Below are 14,965 nucleotides of genomic sequence, written 5' to 3'. Positions count from 1 at the left end.
GGCGGCAGGCAGGGACCGGCCGCCCGTTCCGTCCCCGCTATCGCCAGAAGGGGCGGATGGCGAGCAACGCCAGGCGGGCATCCTCGGCATCGCCGATGGCCGATCGCAGTGCGGGCTCGCCCGTCCCGGCGGGGCGCGGCAGGCCGAGATCGGCGATCAGCCCCGGTTCGGTGACGATATCGTTGAGCACGCCCAGCCGATCCGACAGCGTGGCCAGCGCGCGCAGGAAATCGCGCCGGGCCTTATGCGGGCCTTCGAACAGCGGCGCGAACATGTCGCTCGCATAGCGCAGCTTCTTCACGGCGATCCGCACCTTGTGCCGGCCGGCATCGTCGAGCGCGTCCAGCGGGCCGGCCCGCTTGATCCGCCGCCGGAAGCGGCGAAGGCCGTGGCGGATGACGGCGCGGGCGTCCGCCTGATCGGACGGCGCATCCGAAAGCGGCCGGCACCAGGCCCCGATCGAAATCCATTCGGCGAGATCCAGCAGCAGCGCGCGGCTTCGCGCGCCGGCCAATGCGCCGATCGCCGCGACATAGGCCGCCTCGCGCTGCTCCAGCACGGATCGGCGGAGCATGTCGTCGCCATGGCGCGCGATCAGCACGTCGATCGCGCGGGCGCGCGCCATGGCGCCGGCCAGCCACCTCAACTCCCCGTCGAGATGCGCGGGCAGATGATCCGCCAGCATAGGCCGGAACAGGGCGATGGTGGAACGCAGCCGGCGGAGCGCGACCCGCGCCTGATGCAGCGCCCCGGCATGCCAGTCCGCCATCACCAGCGGTTCGTTGAGGCGGAACTGCCGCAGGCATGCGCCGGCCGCCGCGCCGAATGCCTGCGCGGCGGTCGCGTCGTCGGCGAGCGCCAGCGGCTCCGCCTTGGCCGGCCCGGCATCCCGACCCGCGATCAGGCGATAGCCGCGCTCGGCCTTGCTGGACACGCCGACGCGGACCGGGGCGATGCCGTCCAGCAGCCGCGCGAGATCGAACAACGCGGCGGGCGATCCCGATTTCAGTTCCAGTTCCACCTCATCGAATGCGCGGCTCGCGCCCGCCACCGAAATCTCGCCGCTATCCAGCGACGCCTCGATCCGGGCATCGCCATGGATGACGTCATGGAGCCGCCGGACGACCCGGATTTCGAACAAGGGCGCAAGCCCCGCATCCAGGCCCGGCAGCAGCGCGCGGACGGGCGGCTCATCCAGCGCGGCCTCCTCGTCCTCGGCCAGCGGCCACGACCATTCGCCGCGGGCGAACAGGCCCGCGGCCGACCCGCCGGGCAGCTTCAGCGTCTGGAGCGGGACGCCCTCGCCATGGCGGATGCGCAGCGACGCGCCGGCCGCGCCGAGATCGCGGTCCGGCGTATCATAATAGATCGCATGGAGATGCTGCTCGCGCGAGGCCGCGTCCCGGAGCATGGGCAAGGCGAGGAACGACGCCATCGCCGCCGCATCGACATCCAGCTTCAGCTCCACCTCTTCCTGGCCGGCCATGAGGCGATGCTCCATCCATGGTTCCGTCCGCGACCCGCCGGCGAACCGATCGGCAATCGATCATCCGGGCATGGAACACGAACGGAACATCATCATTCCATACCGACAAATCGAGCAATATATCGATCAAGACGACGAAAAATCATAGTCTACAAGAGATTCACAGTGTAGAATTCGTTGGATATCGATCAATGCGATCGAATCTCGGCAGCATCTACACCGGAGTGTGAATGATGGACGACCGGAACACAGCGCTCATCGAACTCACCGCCGATATCGTCTCGGCGCATCTGGCGAACAACAATGTTGCCGCGAACGACGTGCCGATCCTGATCCGCTCCGTCCACGATGCCCTTGCCAAGGCGGCCGGCGGCGGCGCGCAAACCTCCGCGAGCGGCGCCAGCAAGCCCGCGCCGGCGGTGGGAATACGCAAATCGCTGTCCGATCCCGAATATATCGTCAGCATGATCGACGGAAAATCCTACAAGAGCCTGAAGCGGCACATCACCCGCCACGGCTATACGCCCGAAAGCTATCGCGAGGCCTTCGGATTGCCGGCCAGCTATCCCATGGTGGCGCCGGCCTATAGCGAACGCCGCCGCGCCGTCGCCAAGGAACTGGGCCTCGGCCGCAAGAAGGGCGAACGCCCCGCCCCCCGGCCGGCCGCCGCCAAGCGCCCGCGCAAGCAGGCTCCCTGATCCGCGCGGATTGATCCACGTGGGCTGATCCGCGCCCGATCGCCTTATCATCCCCGTCCGCAAGCGGACTCACCCGCCGCCTGCTTTGGTGCATGTCCACAGGTCCGCATGTGCAATTCCCGGATTGGGAAAAGCGGTGGCGCGCGATATGCCGGATGCATCGGACGGACGGCAAAGGGAATGGGGATGCGTTTGAGGCTGGCTTTGTTCGCGGCGGTGGCCGTCGCTTTTCCGGGCATCGCCCACGCACAGGGCGCGCAGGCCAGCTCGCCGCCCGAATTCGCCCGCCGGATCGATCAGCTGAAGCCCGGACAATGGGTGTGGGCGCCGCAGGTGGCGCCAAACGGCCCGGTGCTGATCTATGTCGATCTCTCCCGGCAGATCGCCATGGTCTATCGCAACGGCGTCCGCATCGCCGCGACCACGGTTTCCACCGGCAAGGCCGGCCACGCGACGCCGACCGGCGTGTTCACGATCCTGCAGAAGGATGCCAAGCACCGGTCCAGCAAATATAATAATGCGCCGATGCCCTACCAGCAGCGGCTGACATGGGACGGCGTGGCGCTGCATGCCGGCGGCCTGCCGGGCTATCCCGAAAGCCATGGCTGCGTGCATCTGCCCTATGGCTTCGCGCGCGAGCTGTTCGCGCTCACCGACCTCGGCGTCACCGTGGTGGTGCAGGGCGATGCGCAAAACCATGTCCGCACCAGCGAGAACAGCCTGCTGGCCCCCTTCAACGACAAGGGCCAGCCGGTCGAGCGCCAGGCGCTGGCCGAGGGCGAGGAATATCGCTGGACCCCGGAGCTGGCCGGCGCCGGCCCGCTTTCCATCATCATCTCCAAGAGCGACCAGCGCGTCGTGGTGATCCGCAACGGCACCGAGATCGGCCGCAGCGTCGCCCGGATCGACGACAGCGATCCCGGTTCCCACGTCATCACCCTGATCGAGCAGGCCGGCCGGCCGCAATGGGTCTATGTCGGCCTGCCCGGCCATGACGAGGATGCCGGCCATGTGCTGGACGAGGCGACGATCAACCGCGTTCACATGCCGCGCCCCTTCTACGAGGCGGTGAAGGCGCAGCTGAAGCCGGGATCGACGATCCTCGTCACCAACTCCGCAGTGGGCGCCAAACCGCTCGAGCGGCTGACGATCATGGACGCCGTCGTGCCCCGGCCCTGACCGGTATCAGGCGAGCTTGGCCGCGTAGATCATCCGGCCTTCGCCGAGATGGTCGAACAGCTGCTGGATCCGGCTGTCGCCGACCGCGAAGCAGCCCTGGCTCCGCCCCAGCTTGCCGTGGCCGCGGATCATGTCCGGCTCGGCATACCAGGCGCCATGCACCACGATGGCGCGGGCCAGTGCATTGCTGTTGGTGGGATCGAGCCCGGTCAGCCGCTGGGAACGGCCATGCTTGCCGACATAATAATCGCCGGTCAGGAAGGCGCCCTCGCACGAGGCGTTGGACCCCGGCTGGTTGGAGAAGCGCTCCACCCAGCCGCAATGATCGGGATCGGAACCGGAACCGTGCGAAACCAGCAGCGGCAGGTTTCGCCCCCCGGCGAGATCGACGAGATGGAAGCGCGGCTGCGACGAGGCGGCGGCGAAATCGACGATCGCCATCCGGTCCCGCTTCACCGCCGGGCCATGCCGCTCCAGCGCGGCCAGCGCGGCGGCGAACAAGGCCGGCCGGATGCCATCGGGCGCCCTTGCGGACGGGGTGGACGGCGCGGCGGGCGCGTCGTCCCGCGCGATCGGCCGGGCCGGCACCGGGGCTGGGACGTTGGGTTCCGCGGATAGCTTGTCCGCCAGGGGGCCGAGGAGAGTCGAGCCGGCGATGGCACCGCCTGCCAGCAGGATGTTTCTGCGACTATAATTCATAGGGTGCGTCGGATACCTTCGGTCGGCAAGCAAAGTCTTGATCGGAATTGGCCGTGAATCGCATTGTCCTGCGGCCGGGCAGCCATAGCCGGAGATCCATGGCCCATGGGAGCGCCCCTGTGAAACATCCGTCCGCGTCACGCATGTCCAGCGCCGCTTATCGCGATGCCGTCGCCCAGATCATCCGGCGGGTGCAGAAGGATCATGAGCTGAACGACGGGCAGCTCGCGACGCGGCTGGCCTGTTCGGCCAGCACGATCCGCAACGCGCGGACGGGCGCGACGAATCTCGATGCCGCGATCCTGATAAACATCGAACGGCAGTTCGGCCCCGGCGCGATCGATCCCTATCTGGCGCTGGCCAACGCGCGCGCCATCCCGATCGAGCCGCCCGCGCTGGATGCGCCCCCGACGCTGGCCATCGTCGAGGCGCTTCATCGCCTGATCGAAACCCAGACGCCCGACAGCGACGGCGGCGGCAGCACGACCCCGCGCGAGCTGCTCGCCATCCTGAAGGAATTGCGCGGTGCCCGCAGCGCCTTCGACGCACTGATCCTGATCGCCGATCCGCCGCCGGCGAGCGGCGAAAAGGGCTTCCGGCACAAGAATCCCAAGCGCCTTGCCGTCGTCCGCACCGAGGGCGACGACGTGGCCCATGCCCGCATCTTCGAAAGCCGCGCCGGCCTGGGGCAATAAGCGCGGTCCGGCATAAGCGGCAGCACCCGGATTGACGATATATGCATCATCATGCATATACATGCTCATGCAACTAGACACGTTCCAGGCCTTAGCCGATCCGACGCGCCGGCGCGTCATCGATGCGCTGAGCCGGGGCGAGCGGCAGGTCAACGACCTCGTCGAGGAAGTGGGCATCCACCAGTCGGGCGTGTCCCGGCATCTACGCATCCTCCACGAAGCCGGGTTCGTGGCGATGCGGCCGGACGGACAGCGGCGGCTCTATTCGCTGAAGCAGGCGCCGTTCCGCGAACTGGAGGACTGGCTCGCCCGGTATCGCGGGCTGTGGGAGGCGCGGCTCGACCGTTTCGGCGCCGCGCTGGAAGCCGGGCAAGGCCGCCGCGAAACGCTGGAGGAACGCTGAGCATGCGCGAGAGGATGAAGGCAAGCATCGTCGTCGAGCGCACCTACAAGGCGCCGATCGAGGAATTGTGGGCTCTGTGGACGACGAAGGAGGGCTTCGCTTCCTGGTGGGGGCCGCAGGGTTTCCGCGCCGACGTCCACATGCTCGATGGGCGGCCGGGCGGCGCGCTGCATTACGACATGGCCGCCGATACGCCCGAGATGGTCGCGGCGATGCGGGAAATGGGCGAATCCCCGTCGCACGAGACGCGCGGCACCTTCACCGAGTTCAAGCCGCACGAGCGCCTCGTCCTCACCCACATCATCGATTTCCTGCCGGGCGTGGAGCCTTATGAAAACGAGATCGTCGTGCAATTCTTCCCCGTCGCGGACGGCCAGGTGCGGATGGTGGTGACGCTGTCGGCCATGCACGATCCCGAATTCACCAGGATGCAGCAGGAAGGCTTCGCCAGCCAGCTTTCGAAGCTGGACCAGCGCTACGGCTGGCGAGGATAAGGCGGTCCGGTGGCAGGCGGACGATCCGCCGATCCTTACGGATCCGCGTGATTCCCGCTGTTTGGGGCCGTGGATTTTCCCGAAGTTCGGGTAGAGTCCGGCCCATGGACGATTCGGCCTGAACGAAGCGCGACGCCCGCCTCACCTGTCGGGCGTCGATGCCTCCGGCCCCCTTCCCGCACGATAGCCTGCGGGCCGGGATCGGGTGCCGCGCGAGAAAAGGAGCGTAGGATCTTGCGAGGCTGGATTCTGTTTCATCGCGAGCTTGATCCGGCGCTTCCGGAAGTGCCCGAGATATTCCGCTTCCAGGAAGCCGCCGCCGCGATGGGAATCGATCTCGACGTGCTCAATCCGCACAGCTTCGACCTCATCGTCGGCGCCGACGACGGCTGGTCCGTCAAATATCAGGACCGGATGATGGAGCGGCCCGACTTCATCATCTGTCGCACGGGCGCCGAAACCGATTATTTCACGCTGGCGCTGCTGCGGCACTTCGAACGGCGCGGCGTGCGGCTGATCAACGGCCCGACCACCATCGAGCTGGTTTCAGACAAGCTCCACACGCTCCAGCAGCTGATCCGGGCGGGCCTGCCGATTCCCAGGACGATCCTGGGCAAGTTTCCGATGGATGCCGCTTTGGTCGAACGCGAACTGGGCTTTCCCCTGATCGTCAAGACGCTGAAGGGCACCCGGGGCGCCGGCGTGCTCAAATGCGAGAATCGCAGCCAGTTCGAGGATCTGGCCGGCCTGCTGGAAAGCGCGGAGGCGCAGGCGGACTTCATCCTCCAGCATTATGTGCGGGCCAGCCATGGCCGCGACGTGCGCATCCTGGTGGTCGGCGGACGCGTCGTCGCCGCCATGGAGCGGCGATCGCTGACCGGCGGCTTCAAGTCCAACGTCTCGCTGGGCGGCGTCGGCGTCGCCTATAATCCGCCGCCCGAAATGGCCGAGCTTGCCGTGCAGGCGGCCGACGCGCTGGAACTGGACGTCACCGGCATCGACATCCTGTTCGACGAGGACGGCTATCGGATCTGCGAGGCCAATTCCGCGCCGGGCTTCCAGGGCCTGGAGCGCGCCAGCGGGTTCGACGTGCCCACCGCCATCCTCGAATGGATCGTGGCGACCCAGGATGCGCCCCGGCAGGCGCCCGTCCCGGCCGAAAGCACGGCGCTGGCCGAGCTGGTTTTCGGCGGGCGATCGGGGCTGCGGGCGATCAGCGACCGCAACGCCAGCTATCGGGGCTTCGCCCGCGCGGTCGGCCTGCGCATGATCGCCGCCGGCCTCGGATCGATCGTGCACGCCCTCCTGCCCGGGCCGCTGATCGACAGGAAGGGCCGCATCAGCCTCGGCCTGCAGACCCTGTTCGAAGGGCGGGTCCGAACCAATCTGTCCAGCCTCGACGATGCGGAGCAGGAGCGCACCTTGCTGGTGGTGCTCGGCGTGGCGATCTGGGCCGCGATCCTGCCCTGGCTCGCCGGTGCGGAGGCGATGCTGAGCGGCTTCCTCTCCGTGCTGGCGCTGGCCTTTCCGCTGCTGTTCCTGCTCACCGCACCCGCCGGTCGCGTCGGCAAGTCGGTTTCCTCGCTCCTGAAAACCGACGCGCCATGATCGATCTGGCATCGATCCCCTGGGCCGATCTCGCCCCGTTCATCCTGATCGGGTTTCTCGCGCAACTGGTGGACAGCGCGCTGGGCATGGCCTTTGGCGTGATCTCGAATTCGCTGCTGCTGTTGCTCGGCCTTCCGCCCATGGCGGCCTCCGCGGCCACCCATACGGTCGAGGGGCTGGCAAGCGGCACGTCCGGCGCGGCCCACGCGCTCCAGCGCAATGTCGATTGGCCGCTCTTCGCGCGGCTTGTGCTGCCCGGCATCGTCGGCGGCCTGATCGGCGTCTGGGTGCTCACCTTCGTCCACACCGACATCGCAAGGCCGGTGGTGCTGGTCTATCTGGCCGCGATCGGCGCCTATCTCATCTGGCGGGCGCCGCGGCGGCCGCAGGCCTACAGGCGGATGCGGCTGGTCGGCCCGCTCGGCTTCATCGGGGGGTTTCTCGACGCTTCGGGCGGGGGCTGGGGGCCGATCGTGACGGGCAACCTCCTTGCCCAGGGCATGACGCCGCGCATGGCGGTCGGCACCGTGAACGCCGCCGAATTCTTCGTGACGGTCACCGTCCTTTCCGCCTTCATCGGAACACTCGGCCTTTCATCCTTTACCCAGGCGGCATCGGGTCTGCTGATCGGCGGGATCGCCGCGGCGCCCGCCGGCGCCTGGCTCACCAAACGGATATCGCCGAAGCTCCTGATGCAGCTCGTCGGGATCGTCCTGATCGGGATCAGCCTGTGGGGCTTCATTTCCCTGATGTTCGATCCCGTCCCGGTATTTCAGCGTTTCTGATCCGCGCCTGCTGCGGCGCCCGATCCATTCTCTCTAGCTCGCCGGATCGTACATGAATTCGCGCAGCTCCTGCGGGCAACGGCAGGCGACCGCGATCCGCCTTGCCCATTCCACGGCATCCTCGCGCGTCGGCAACTCCAGCACCGTGAATCCACCCTTGAGGCGGCCGCCCGGATAAATCTCCCTGGACACCGACCCGTCGCCGGAGACCAACAGGGGATCGACCTGCTCATCGATTCCGCCGCCAAACACATAGACCCCGGCCGCCTTCGCCTCCTCGATCACCGCATGAGCATCGGCCGCGACAATCGGGAACTCTTCGTCCGTGAGCACCATGGCCTCACTCGGAAAGGAGATGAGGTACTTCGTCATGCCTTGACGATGCTCCGCATATCCAACGGCAGCAAGCCGCCAAAATCACCGCGAACGCGCCTCGCCGTCCGTTCAGCGTCCAGGCCTTCGCGGAGCGCGTCGTGGGTGAGGTCGTGCTGATCTAGGAATAACGAAGTGATCGCCGGGAAGCGATCGAATCGGCCCGATCAAGCGCCGATTTGATGTGGGCTTTCATGAGGGACGGCGCGCGCCGGGCCTCCAAAATATCTAGTAAATCCAAGCTATTGGAAGCGTAAATGGCGGAGAGGGTGGGATTCGAACCCACGGTACGGTTGCCCGCACAACGGTTTTCGAGACCGTCCCAATCGACCTCTCTGGCACCTCTCCGCATGATCGAGGGTCTCTCCGCCCGGGGGCGGCTGGTCGATGAGGGGCGGCCCTTAGCCGAACTATTCGGGCTTGCCAAGCGTCGCGCTTGCTTCCGTCGCGACAAACCCTAGATTGATCCCATGACGAGGGATATTTCGCTTTCCGTGGATCGCCAGGCGCAGTTGATCGCGCCCGCCATCGCCCATGCACGCTTCGCCATCGGCGATGTCGTGCGGCACCGGCTGCTGGAATTCCGGGGCGTGATATTCGATGTCGACCCCGTGTTCGCCAATAGCGAGGAATGGTATGAGGCCATTCCCGAAGGCGTCCGCCCCGCGCGCGACCAGCCATTCTACCATCTGCTCGCCGAAAATTCGGACAGCAGCTACGTCGCTTATGTGAGCCAGCAGAATCTGGAGCATGACGAAAGCGACGAGCCGGTGGACCACCCCGCCATTTCCGGCATCTTCGACGATTATCGCGACGGCCGCTACCAGCTGCGCCGCGAGCATCGCCACTGATCCGATCCCGCTGACCGCCAATCGCCGGGCTTGACGATTACAGGCGTAGTCATATAAGACTACATCTGTAATCGGAGGGACGCCGATGGTGGATCGAATCAGCGACGGCGAACATGCCGTCATGGACGTGTTGTGGGACGAGGCGCCGCTGACCGCCGCCGAGGTGGCCGAACGGATCGATCCCGCCCGCGGCTGGAGCGACCGCACCGTCAAGACCATGCTCGCCCGCCTGCTCGCCAAGGGCGTGCTGGCGCATGAGGAGGATGGCCGCCGCTACCTCTACCGGCCGCTTGTGGCGCGGGCGGATTATGCGGCCCGCGAATCCCGCAAGCTGATCGATCGCCTGTTCGGCGGCCGCGCCGCGCCGCTGGTGGCGCATCTGGCCGAGCAGGACCAGCTTTCCCCGCAGGACATTGCCGAGATCGAGGCGCTGCTGAAGGCGCTCAAGCCATGAGCGCCGCGCTGCTTCTCCAAAATCTGGCGGCATCGGCGCTGCTGATGCTGCTGGTACTGCTGGTGCGCGGCAGGATCGCCGCCCTGTTCGGCGCGCGGCTGGCCTATGCGCTGTGGGCGCTGCCGATGATCCGGCTGGTGATGCCGCCGCTGCCCGAAATCGCCCGGCCGGTGGCGGCGCATGTCCCAATCCGCATCGACCTTTCGGGGCTGGAGGGCATCGCGACCGCGCTGCCCGCGGGCGCGGAAACCGCATCGCCGGCCATGATCGCGCCCCATGCCGCCGGCATGGCCGCGGCGACGGGGCCGGACTGGGCCGCGCTGATGGTGCCCGGCCTGCTGTGGCTTGGCGGGGCGGCGCTTCATTTCGCATGGCATATCGGCCTTTACCGCCACTTCCTGAAGATGGCGCTCAGGGGATCGGCCTTCCTCTGCCGCCGCTGCGGAATCGCGGTGCATGTGAGCGCGGGCGTGGACGGCCCGGTGGCCGCCGGCATCGTCCGTCGCCGCATCCTGCTGCCTGGCGATTTCACCCGCCGCTATACCCGGCAGGAGCAGCGGCTGGTGCTGGCGCATGAAGTGGCCCACCATGTGCGCGGCGATCTGATCGCCAATATCTTCGCGCTGGCGATGCTGTCGCTCCACTGGTTCAACCCGCTGGCGCACATCGCCTATCGCGCCTTCCGCGCCGATCAGGAACTGGCCTGCGACGAAACCGTGCTGGCGGACGAGCCGGCGACGGAGCGCCACGCCTATGCGACGGCGCTGGTGAAATCGGCGACGCGCGGCACGCCCGCCGCCGCCTGCGCGCTGGGCGCCGCCCGGATCAAGAGGAGACTGCAGATGATGGCCACGGGCAAGATCGGGCGCGCACGCCGGCTGGGCGGCGGCGCCCTGGTGGGGCTGATGGTGGGCGGCGGCCTGCTGGCGACCGCATCGGGCGGGGTCGCGGCGGCGACGGGGATCGATATACCCCGGCTGGCGGTTGCCGCTCCCCTCGCGCCGCTGGCGCCGGCGGCACCGGCTGCGCCCGCCGCCCCTGCCCAGCCCGCCATCCAGGCGGTGCCGCTGCCGCCGTCCGTGGTGGCGCCGGATGCGCCCGAGCCGCCGGCCCCGGTGGCGGCCCCCGCCGCCCCCCGCCCCCCGGTCGAAGCCCAGGCGGCCCGCGAACGGGCGGCGCGTGCCCGTGAGCATGCCGCCATGCTGCGCGAACAGGCGGATCGGATGCGCGAGCAGGCGGCGGAAGCGCGCGAGGCCGCCGCCGAGGCCCGGGCGATCGGCCGCGAGGCGCGGCGGGAAGCGATGCGTGCCCAGGCGCGCGCGGATGTGATCCGCGTGGATGTGGACCGCGAGGTCCGCGTGGCCCTTGCCCAGGCGCGTGCCGAGCTGGCGCGGACCTGCGGCAATGGCCGGGGCCGGATTTCCGCCGAGGCTGATGATCGCCGCGCGATCGCCACGCTGGCCGCCAGTTGCGTGGACGCGCGCGCGATCCGCGCGCAGGTGGCCGATGCGCTGAAGGAGGCCCGCGCCGAGATCCGCGCGGCCGATCTCACCGCCAGCCAGCGGGCCAGCGTGCTGGCCTCGCTCGACCAGCAGATCGCCGCCCTGCGCGCGGATTCCGTGGATTAAGCCGGATCGACGTTCGAATATCCGGCACCGAAATCGCTTGCCGCAGGATGGCCCCTGAAACGGGTTCCGGGGCGATGATCCGGCCGCCACCCTTTTGAAGGTTCCGGGGAGGGCCGGTTTCGGGGCATACCAAGGCATGATCGCCTCTGCCGGATGGAGGCCCCGGCTAAACGATGGTCCGGGGCGGCATGCGGGGGACGTCGGAGTAGCGTCGCTTCATTCAGCCCGGATCGGCATGCCGCCCCGCTTTGGGGACAGGCGGCCGCCGGACATTCTGGAGGAAGCACCCCATGACCAGCATCAACGGAACCGCCCTCGTCACCGGCGCCTCGTCCGGCATCGGCGCCACTTATGCCGAACGGCTGGCGCGCCGGGGCCATGATCTCGTCCTCGTCGCCCGCAGCGCCGACAAGCTCCAGGCGCTCGCCGCCCGGCTGCGCGCGGAGACCGGCCGGCAGGTGGACGTGCTGTCCGCCGATCTGGGCAAGGCCGACGATCTGGCCCGCGTCGAGCATCGGCTCCGCGACGACAAGGCGATCACCATCCTCGTCAACAATGCCGGCATCGTCGGCGACGGGCCGCTGGCGACGGCCGATCCCGACAAGCTGGAGGCGATGATCCGGCTCAACGTCGTCTCCACCACGCGGCTGGCGGCCGCCATCTTCCCTCGGCTGCTCGCCGCCGGCAGCGGCGCGATCATCAACATCGCCTCGGTAACGGCGCTGATGTCCGGCGCGTTCGAGCCCGGCTATGGCGCGACCAAGGCCTATCTGCTGAACTTCACCGAAGCGCTGCAGGCCGAGGCGGGCGACAGCGGCGTGCGCATCCAGGCGGTGCTGCCCGGCATCACCCGCACCGCCATCTGGGACAGCCTGGACGGCAAGCTGGATCTCGTGCCGGCCGAGATGGTGATGGAGGTGGACGAGATGGTCGATGCCGCGATCGCAGGCTTCGACCAGGGCGAGGCGGTGACGATCCCCTCGCTGCCCGATGCCGGCGACTGGGAAACCTATGTCGCCGCCCGCGCGGCGCTGGCCCCCAATCTGAGCCACGCCCATGCAGCACCACGCTACGGCCTGAAATGACGGGCCTTTCGATCGAAAGCGGGCCGATGGACGAAGCGGGCGTCCGATTTTGATCCCTCGGCTGTAAGCTTCCGATCTTTCCACGCCCCGGCCCACCCCATAGCCTCTCCCCGAACCGGCCTTTGCCGCCGGCAACGATAAGGAGAGGCACATGGCAACCGCACCTTCGATCGCGCCCGACGAGAAACTCGTCTCGGTCGATTCGCACGTTTTCTACACCGATGAATGGGTCGTCCCCCGCCTTTCGGAGCGGCTGCGCCAGGGGTGGATCGACGGCAACAAGAAATATCAGGCGCTGGAGCTGGAGAAGCGCGGCGGCTTCATCCCCGACATCAACGACATCATGGACCCGGTCGCGTGGAACGATCCGGGCCATTACGAGCCCCATGCCAAGCTGGCCTCGATGGACCGCGACGGCGTGTTCGCCGAGGTGATCTTCCCCGAAGTCGGCGGCGCCAAGATGTGCAGCCCGGAGATCATGGGCAACGACTGGAAGGAGATGCTGTCGGGCTTCAACGACGCCATCGCCGATTTCGCGGCGGTCGATCCGCAGCGCCTGATGTGCGCCTACCAGCTTCTGCCGCACGATGTGGAAGCATCGGTGAAGGAAGTGGAGCGCGTGGCCAAGCGCGGCGCGCGCTGCGTGCAGCTTCCGCCCTTCCCCACCGAGCTCGGCCTGCCGGACTATTTCGACGAGCGTTACGACCGGCTGTGGGCGATCCTGCAGGAAACCGGCATCACCATCCTCAACCACCTCGACAACAATGCCAAGGGCTACGAGCTGATCAAGCGCGATCCGACCCCGATGAAGGGCGTCGCGCTGGGCCTGCCGGGCTTCCAGCTGGCCGAGACGATCTGCTTCTGGATCCTTTCCGGCACGCTGGAGCGCTTCCCCAAGCTGAAGGTGCTGTTCGTCGAGCCGGGCCTGGGCTGGCTGCCCTTCCTGTTCGACATGATCCTCGACGGCCGCATCATCCAGGGCCATTACAGCTTCCCGAAGCTGAAGCTGCTGCCCAGCGAATATTTCAAGCGGCAGATGGGCGCGACCTTCATGTATGAGCCGCTCGGCCTGAAATATTGCTACGACTATTTCGGCCCGGACGTCCTCTACTGGTCCACGGATTTCCCGCACCCGGCGACGTCCTGGCCCAATTCGCGGGCGCTGATGGAAAAGCAGTTCACCGCCGCCGGCATTCCCGACGCCGATCGCCGCAAGATCGTGTGCGAGAACGGCCTCAGGATGTTCGCGACGAACTGAGCCTGCCGGACGGAGGCGACCTTGCGGGCGGCGTGCTCCCTGTGGGCCGCCCGCCAGGGGCGCGGCGGCCATCGGGTCGCGCCGCCGCGCCACGCCCGCCCACCCGCCTTCCACCCGCTTGCCAAGCGAAGGGCAATCCCGCATCGTGCGACCCTTGGGACAATCGGGAGCCGATCCGGTGGCCGCGGCCACGCTTATCGACCATTATGCGCGGGCCTTCCTGGCCAGCGCGGCCCGCGCGGGGCTTGATCCCGCCATCGTCGCCGAAGGGCGCGATCCGGTGGCCGGGCGCTATGACGGCACCGCGCTTTCGGCGATATCCCGCAACGCCAAGCTGATGATGGCGGACGAGCTGTGCGGCCTGACCGCGCACCCGCTGCGCCCCGGCGCGTTCGAGCTGATGTGCGAGATCGGCACGCTCAGCGATACGGTGGGCACCGCGCTCGATCGCGCCTTCCGCTTCTATGCCGTCGCCACGCGCGACCTGGCCTTCACGCTCGACCGCGACGGGCATGACGCCGTCGTCACCGTCGCCATCCCGGATACCGGCCATGATCCCGATCGCGTGCTGCCGGGCTGGTGGCTGATCTTCTGGCAGCGCTTCGCGCAATGGCTGATCGGCGAGAAGTTCGCCGTCATCACCGCGGAATTCCCCGGCGATCCGGCGGTGCCGATGCAGGAATATCTGGAAGTGATGGGCTGCGAATGCCGGTTCGGCGCCGACGTGGCGCGCCTCGGCTTCGCCGACGCGATCCTGGCCCGGCGGGTGGTGCGGGTGCCGAGCGACATTCCCCGCTTCCTCGCCCACCGTCCCGTCGACATGCTGACCGTCGACGATGTCGGCGACGGGCTGGTGACGGCGATCCGCGCCCGCATGCGCGCGCATCTGGAAATCCACCAGGCGCTGCCCAAGCTGGAGGCGCTGGCCGAGGGCTTCGGCATGTGCGGGCAGACGCTGCGGCGGCGGCTGGAGGCGGAAGGATCGAGCTATCGCGCGCTCAAGGCCGACGTGCGGCGCGAGGTGGCGCTGATGTGCCTGCACGACGGATCGATCCCGATCAGCCAGATCGCCACGCGCGCCGGCTTTGCCGAGGCCAACGGGCTGGCGCGCGCCATCCGGTCCTGGGCGGGCGTCTCCCCCACCGCCTATCGCCGCATGGTGCTGGGCCAGGCCGGGCAGGAAACCGCCCACTGATCCACTGACAAGAGGCGCCGCCGCGCGCAAACGGCTTCTGGCGGACGGGAATTTTCCGGCTTATGGCGCGCGGGA

Annotated in this window: 16 protein-coding genes and 1 tRNA gene; 13 read left to right on the top strand and 4 right to left on the bottom strand. The window is 68.0% G+C overall.

What is annotated here, in order from left to right; translation table 11 throughout:
* Positions 1-37: 37 nt before the first annotated feature.
* A complete protein-coding gene (locus G432_RS12830) occupies positions 38-1,501 on the bottom strand; it encodes a CYTH and CHAD domain-containing protein (protein WP_051128733.1) in 1,464 nt (487 codons plus the stop codon).
* A gap of 215 nt (positions 1,502-1,716) precedes the next feature.
* On the opposite strand from G432_RS12830, the gene G432_RS12825 reads away from it, so the two are divergent.
* On the top strand, positions 1,717-2,184 hold the full coding sequence (locus tag G432_RS12825; RefSeq protein WP_015459245.1) for a MucR family transcriptional regulator: 468 nt from the start codon (positions 1,717-1,719) through the stop codon (positions 2,182-2,184).
* A gap of 186 nt (positions 2,185-2,370) precedes the next feature.
* On the top strand, positions 2,371-3,363 hold the full coding sequence (locus G432_RS12820) for a L,D-transpeptidase family protein (RefSeq protein ID WP_144062043.1): 993 nt from the start codon (positions 2,371-2,373) through the stop codon (positions 3,361-3,363).
* Between the two features lie 6 nt (positions 3,364-3,369).
* Here the strand turns inward: G432_RS12820 and G432_RS12815 are convergent, their stop codons facing one another.
* Positions 3,370-4,062 carry a murein L,D-transpeptidase catalytic domain family protein gene (locus G432_RS12815; protein WP_015459243.1) on the bottom strand — a complete coding sequence of 231 codons (693 nt, stop codon included), beginning with the start codon at positions 4,060-4,062 and terminating at the stop codon, positions 3,370-3,372.
* Positions 4,063-4,181: 119 nt separating this feature from the next.
* On the opposite strand from G432_RS12815, the gene G432_RS12810 reads away from it, so the two are divergent.
* From G432_RS12810 to G432_RS12790, 5 genes are all read left to right on the top strand, one after another.
* The gene (locus G432_RS12810) at positions 4,182-4,757 is read left to right on the top strand and encodes a hypothetical protein (RefSeq protein ID WP_015459242.1); all 576 of its coding nucleotides are present in this window, start codon (positions 4,182-4,184) and stop codon (positions 4,755-4,757) included.
* 67 nt (positions 4,758-4,824) lie between these two features.
* Entirely contained in the window at positions 4,825-5,160 is a 336-nt protein-coding gene (locus G432_RS12805; RefSeq protein ID WP_041865395.1) for an ArsR/SmtB family transcription factor, read from the top strand.
* A gap of 2 nt (positions 5,161-5,162) precedes the next feature.
* On the top strand, positions 5,163-5,654 hold the full coding sequence (locus G432_RS12800) for an SRPBCC family protein (RefSeq protein ID WP_041864910.1): 492 nt from the start codon (positions 5,163-5,165) through the stop codon (positions 5,652-5,654).
* Positions 5,655-5,888: 234 nt separating this feature from the next.
* The gene (locus tag G432_RS12795) at positions 5,889-7,262 is read left to right on the top strand and encodes an ATP-grasp domain-containing protein (RefSeq protein WP_015459239.1); all 1,374 of its coding nucleotides are present in this window, start codon (positions 5,889-5,891) and stop codon (positions 7,260-7,262) included.
* The gene (locus tag G432_RS12790; protein ID WP_015459238.1) at positions 7,259-8,047 is read left to right on the top strand and encodes a sulfite exporter TauE/SafE family protein; all 789 of its coding nucleotides are present in this window, start codon (positions 7,259-7,261) and stop codon (positions 8,045-8,047) included. The genes G432_RS12795 and G432_RS12790 overlap by 4 nt, the downstream gene beginning before the upstream one ends.
* A 33-nt stretch (positions 8,048-8,080) precedes the next feature.
* Here G432_RS12790 and G432_RS12785 read toward each other — a convergent pair whose 3' ends face one another.
* The gene (locus tag G432_RS12785) at positions 8,081-8,419 is read right to left on the bottom strand and encodes a YciI family protein (protein ID WP_015459237.1); all 339 of its coding nucleotides are present in this window, start codon (positions 8,417-8,419) and stop codon (positions 8,081-8,083) included.
* A gap of 258 nt (positions 8,420-8,677) precedes the next feature.
* A tRNA-Ser gene (locus G432_RS12780) sits at positions 8,678-8,767 on the bottom strand.
* Between the two features lie 122 nt (positions 8,768-8,889).
* Between G432_RS12780 and hspQ the strand changes: the two genes are divergently transcribed.
* From hspQ to G432_RS12750, 6 genes are all read left to right on the top strand, one after another.
* Positions 8,890-9,270: a heat shock protein HspQ gene (hspQ, locus tag G432_RS12775; protein WP_015459236.1), complete on the top strand. Its 381-nt coding sequence runs from the start codon at positions 8,890-8,892 to the stop codon at positions 9,268-9,270.
* An 85-nt stretch (positions 9,271-9,355) separates the two neighbouring features.
* Positions 9,356-9,724, top strand: a complete 369-nt coding sequence (locus G432_RS12770) for a BlaI/MecI/CopY family transcriptional regulator (protein WP_015459235.1) — start codon at positions 9,356-9,358, stop codon at positions 9,722-9,724.
* Positions 9,721-11,352 (top strand): M56 family metallopeptidase, encoded by a 1,632-nt coding sequence (locus G432_RS12765; protein WP_015459234.1) that lies wholly within the window; start codon positions 9,721-9,723, stop codon positions 11,350-11,352. The genes G432_RS12770 and G432_RS12765 overlap by 4 nt, the downstream gene beginning before the upstream one ends.
* 290 nt (positions 11,353-11,642) lie before the next feature.
* Entirely contained in the window at positions 11,643-12,437 is a 795-nt protein-coding gene (locus G432_RS12760; RefSeq protein ID WP_015459233.1) for an SDR family NAD(P)-dependent oxidoreductase, read from the top strand.
* 151 nt (positions 12,438-12,588) lie between these two features.
* On the top strand, positions 12,589-13,695 hold the full coding sequence (locus G432_RS12755) for an amidohydrolase family protein (protein WP_015459232.1): 1,107 nt from the start codon (positions 12,589-12,591) through the stop codon (positions 13,693-13,695).
* 178 nt (positions 13,696-13,873) lie between these two features.
* Entirely contained in the window at positions 13,874-14,890 is a 1,017-nt protein-coding gene (locus G432_RS12750; RefSeq protein WP_015459231.1) for an AraC family transcriptional regulator, read from the top strand.
* Positions 14,891-14,965: the final 75 nt, after the last annotated feature.

The organism is Sphingomonas sp. MM-1 (genome assembly GCF_000347675.2).
Lineage (GTDB): Bacteria > Pseudomonadota > Alphaproteobacteria > Sphingomonadales > Sphingomonadaceae > Sphingomonas_E > Sphingomonas_E fennica.
The sequence above is the reverse complement of the archived record's forward strand: the minus strand, read 5'-3'. Positions and strand labels throughout refer to the sequence as shown.

Excerpts from the sequence above, each read along its gene's own strand:
- G432_RS12830 (WP_051128733.1), bottom strand. The coding sequence starts at position 1,501 with ATGGAGCATCGCCTCATGGCCGGCCAGGAAGAGGTGGAGCTGAAGCTG.
- G432_RS12805 (WP_041865395.1), top strand. The coding sequence starts at position 4,825 with ATGCAACTAGACACGTTCCAGGCCTTAGCCGATCCGACGCGCCGGCGC.
- G432_RS12765 (WP_015459234.1), top strand. The coding sequence starts at position 9,721 with ATGAGCGCCGCGCTGCTTCTCCAAAATCTGGCGGCATCGGCGCTGCTG.
- hspQ (WP_015459236.1), top strand. The coding sequence starts at position 8,890 with ATGACGAGGGATATTTCGCTTTCCGTGGATCGCCAGGCGCAGTTGATC.
- G432_RS12785 (WP_015459237.1), bottom strand. The coding sequence starts at position 8,419 with ATGACGAAGTACCTCATCTCCTTTCCGAGTGAGGCCATGGTGCTCACG.
- G432_RS12755 (WP_015459232.1), top strand. The coding sequence starts at position 12,589 with ATGGCAACCGCACCTTCGATCGCGCCCGACGAGAAACTCGTCTCGGTC.
- G432_RS12820 (WP_144062043.1), top strand. The coding sequence starts at position 2,371 with ATGCGTTTGAGGCTGGCTTTGTTCGCGGCGGTGGCCGTCGCTTTTCCG.
- G432_RS12770 (WP_015459235.1), top strand. The coding sequence starts at position 9,356 with ATGGTGGATCGAATCAGCGACGGCGAACATGCCGTCATGGACGTGTTG.
- G432_RS12825 (WP_015459245.1), top strand. The coding sequence starts at position 1,717 with ATGATGGACGACCGGAACACAGCGCTCATCGAACTCACCGCCGATATC.
- G432_RS12815 (WP_015459243.1), bottom strand. The coding sequence starts at position 4,062 with ATGAATTATAGTCGCAGAAACATCCTGCTGGCAGGCGGTGCCATCGCC.
- G432_RS12790 (WP_015459238.1), top strand. The coding sequence starts at position 7,259 with ATGATCGATCTGGCATCGATCCCCTGGGCCGATCTCGCCCCGTTCATC.
- G432_RS12800 (WP_041864910.1), top strand. The coding sequence starts at position 5,163 with ATGCGCGAGAGGATGAAGGCAAGCATCGTCGTCGAGCGCACCTACAAG.
- G432_RS12760 (WP_015459233.1), top strand. The coding sequence starts at position 11,643 with ATGACCAGCATCAACGGAACCGCCCTCGTCACCGGCGCCTCGTCCGGC.